This window comes from Brevibacillus ginsengisoli, from assembly GCF_050113715.1.
GTDB lineage: Bacteria > Bacillota > Bacilli > Brevibacillales > Brevibacillaceae > Brevibacillus_H > Brevibacillus_H ginsengisoli.
On sequence record NZ_JBNJQR010000018.1, the window covers coordinates 1 to 2,188 of the forward strand.

Annotated in this window: 17 tRNA genes and 1 rRNA gene; all 18 read left to right on the plus strand. The window is 49.7% G+C overall.

The features are described from left to right. The first annotated feature begins 20 nt into the window (after window positions 1-20). Window positions 21-97, plus strand: a tRNA-Met gene (locus ACQCN2_RS23220). Window positions 98-173: 76 nt separating this feature from the next. Next, window positions 174-250: transfer RNA gene (locus ACQCN2_RS23225), tRNA-Asp, on the plus strand. A 21-nt stretch (window positions 251-271) separates the two neighbouring features. Further along, a tRNA-Thr gene (locus ACQCN2_RS23230) sits at window positions 272-347 on the plus strand. An 8-nt stretch (window positions 348-355) separates the two neighbouring features. Further along, window positions 356-440: transfer RNA gene (locus tag ACQCN2_RS23235), tRNA-Tyr, on the plus strand. An 8-nt stretch (window positions 441-448) separates the two neighbouring features. Further along, window positions 449-523 (plus strand) — tRNA-Gln (locus ACQCN2_RS23240). Between the two features lie 11 nt (window positions 524-534). Next, window positions 535-610 (plus strand) — tRNA-Lys (locus ACQCN2_RS23245). A gap of 23 nt (window positions 611-633) precedes the next feature. Further along, window positions 634-716: transfer RNA gene (locus ACQCN2_RS23250), tRNA-Leu, on the plus strand. Between the two features lie 14 nt (window positions 717-730). Further along, window positions 731-806, plus strand: a tRNA-Gly gene (locus ACQCN2_RS23255). Between the two features lie 152 nt (window positions 807-958). Further along, a tRNA-Arg gene (locus ACQCN2_RS23260) sits at window positions 959-1,035 on the plus strand. 28 nt (window positions 1,036-1,063) lie between these two features. After that, window positions 1,064-1,140: transfer RNA gene (locus tag ACQCN2_RS23265), tRNA-Pro, on the plus strand. A 17-nt stretch (window positions 1,141-1,157) separates the two neighbouring features. Further along, window positions 1,158-1,240: transfer RNA gene (locus tag ACQCN2_RS23270), tRNA-Leu, on the plus strand. A gap of 6 nt (window positions 1,241-1,246) precedes the next feature. Beyond that, window positions 1,247-1,320, plus strand: a tRNA-Gly gene (locus ACQCN2_RS23275). A 31-nt stretch (window positions 1,321-1,351) separates the two neighbouring features. Further along, window positions 1,352-1,428, plus strand: a tRNA-Met gene (locus tag ACQCN2_RS23280). Between the two features lie 3 nt (window positions 1,429-1,431). Next, window positions 1,432-1,505 (plus strand) — tRNA-Trp (locus tag ACQCN2_RS23285). Between the two features lie 16 nt (window positions 1,506-1,521). Beyond that, window positions 1,522-1,597 (plus strand) — tRNA-His (locus ACQCN2_RS23290). Between the two features lie 4 nt (window positions 1,598-1,601). Continuing rightward, window positions 1,602-1,675: transfer RNA gene (locus tag ACQCN2_RS23295), tRNA-Cys, on the plus strand. A 46-nt stretch (window positions 1,676-1,721) separates the two neighbouring features. After that, window positions 1,722-1,806 (plus strand) — tRNA-Leu (locus ACQCN2_RS23300). A gap of 313 nt (window positions 1,807-2,119) precedes the next feature. After that, window positions 2,120-2,188: ribosomal RNA gene (locus tag ACQCN2_RS23305) — 16S ribosomal RNA — on the plus strand; the annotation flags it as partial.

Here is a 2,188-nt window from a genome sequence, read left to right on the forward strand (position 1 = left end):
ACTAGACCGTCCATGGTCGTCGCGGGATGGAGCAGCTCGGTAGCTCGTCGGGCTCATAACCCGAAGGTCGCAGGTTCAAATCCTGCTCCCGCAACCAAAATTACTTGCACTACGTCGAGCGTGCTTCATGCTCAGGTAAGATAAGTGGTACCCTTAGGGTGCAACCAAATAATGGAGCTGTGGTGAAGTTGGAGTTCACGCCGGTCTGTCACACCGGAGGTCGCGGGTTCGAGTCCCGTCAGCTCCGCCATTTAAATATTAAAGATCTAATGCCGGTGTAGCTCAATTGGTAGAGCACCTGACTTGTAATCAGGGGGTTGTGGGTTCAAGTCCTATCGCCGGCACCACTAATAATGGGGAGATAGCGAAGTGGCTAAACGCGGCAGACTGTAAATCTGCTCCCTATGGGTTCGGCGGTTCGAATCCGTCTCTCCCCACCATTGGTTATTGGGGTATAGCCAAGCGGTAAGGCAACGGACTTTGACTCCGTCATTCTCAGGTTCGAATCCTGATACCCCAGCCATTTTAAAGTATGAGCCATTAGCTCAGTTGGTAGAGCATCTGACTTTTAATCAGAGGGTCGAAGGTTCGAGTCCTTCATGGCTCACCATGTAATCGTTCAAAGATAGATATGCGGGTGTGGCGGAATTGGCAGACGCACCAGACTTAGGATCTGGCGGGCGACCGTGGGGGTTCAAGTCCCTCCACCCGCACCAACTAACTCAAAAATGCGGACGTAGCTCAATTGGTAGAGCGTCGCCTTGCCAAGGCGAAGGTCGCGGGTTCGAGACCCGTCGTCCGCTCCATAATCATGAAGCAAGGTCTCTCACCCGTGCCGGGTTCACCCTCGAAGTAATTCCATGTTGTATTGCTCGGGTACACGAATACTGGCTCGCACAGAAGAGTAACGACGTAGGGTCGCCAATAGAAGCGAGACCCGTCGTCCGCTCCATAATATGTGCCCTTAGCTCAGCTGGATAGAGCGTTTGACTACGAATCAAAAGGTCGGGAGTTCGAATCTCTCAGGGCACGCCATAAAATCACTATCACAAAGAAACAAAATCGGGAAGTAGCTCAGCTTGGTAGAGTACTTGGCTTGGGACCAAGGGGTCGCAGGTTCGAATCCTGTCTTCCCGACCATTTTTAACTTCATACAAGCCGGTATGGCGGAATTGGCAGACGCGCGCGACTCAAAATCGCGAGGGAAACCGTGGGGGTTCAAGTCCCTCTACCGGCACCATTTTTTGCGGGTGTAGTTCAATGGTAGAACTCCAGCCTTCCAAGCTGGTCGCGTGGGTTCGATTCCCATCACCCGCTCCATTTTTTGCCTAGATTTTAGATTCATTATTATGGCGGTGTAGCTTAGCTGGCTAGAGCGTTCGGTTCATACCCGAAAGGTCGGGGGTTCGACTCCCTCCACCGCTACCATACAGGGGCATAGTTTAAAGGTAGAACGAAGGTCTCCAAAACCTTTGGTGTGGGTTCGATTCCTACTGCCCCTGCCAGCAAAATACTAATATGGCGGTCGTGGCGAAGTGGTTAACGCATCGGATTGTGGCTCCGACACTCGTGGGTTCGATTCCCATCGATCGCCCCATTATGGGAGTATAGCCAAGTGGTAAGGCACGGGTCTGCAAAACCCTTATCCCCGGTTCAAATCCGGGTACTCCCTCCATTACCTTAAATTGAAGGTTATCTAGTTAGATATCCTGAACATGTTTGCGGTCGTGGTGGAATTGGCAGACACACCATCTTGAGGGGGTGGCGGGGCGACCCGTGCGAGTTCGAGTCTCGCCGACCGCACCAAATCCTTTAATTGAATTAATGATTGATCGGTAAACTACCAAAAATTGATTGTTGATTCTTTGAAAATGGTTTGATATGCTGTTATTCCATCCGGTGAGCGCATGCAATTTGAGGCGCTAACAATACGGAAGGCAACTTACCAAATATTGTGGGTTGAATAGATGGAATTAAATATGTTATAATATAAATCTACCGCTCATTACGAGGTGGTTGATTTATAAACTAAATGCTCTTTGAAAACTGAACAATAAACGTTTAGTGAATGAAACACTAGCCAAGCAATACTGTTTTGAAGTTTAGAATCAACTCAACTTTATTGGAGAGTTTGATCCTGGCTCAGGACGAACGCTGGCGGCGTGCCTAATACATGCAAGTCGAGCGA